The 365-nt window shown below is 53.2% G+C and carries 1 protein-coding gene; it reads right to left on the reverse strand.

Annotated features, from left to right (window positions below):
• On the reverse strand, positions 1-365 hold a 365-nt coding region (locus QP995_RS10835), incomplete at both ends, for an IS110 family transposase (RefSeq protein ID WP_350309324.1).

Consider the following 365-nt stretch of genomic DNA (forward strand, 5'->3'; position numbering starts at 1 on the left):
GTTTGCAGCCAGTTGAGGAATTACTAACTCGGCGGCATCGCTTCCAGGCACGGTGACTGTTTGAGCTTTCAGCGCTGCAAAAATGTCGTCTACCAGCGGGGTGGGGTCTTTACGTGTGCGCTTGATCATCCAGTTCAGCACTCGTTGGTATCCGGCTCTTTTTAGCCCCTGCGGTCCCTTGTAATGGATCAATAATTCCAGGATTGGCGTGCGAGTCAGAGTGCTACCAGCAAAAACTCGTTCCAGGCTGGGATAGATCTGGGTGAGGATACTGCGAAGCCGATTGATAGTGCGAGTGCAATCGCGGGCGATGTCATCATCGAAGCCGGACAGCATCTTTAGGGCGGAGAGTACCTCATCATTGC

The sequence above is a fragment of the Corynebacterium sp. MSK032 genome (assembly GCF_030232065.1).
Taxonomy (GTDB): domain Bacteria; phylum Actinomycetota; class Actinomycetes; order Mycobacteriales; family Mycobacteriaceae; genus Corynebacterium; species Corynebacterium jeikeium_D.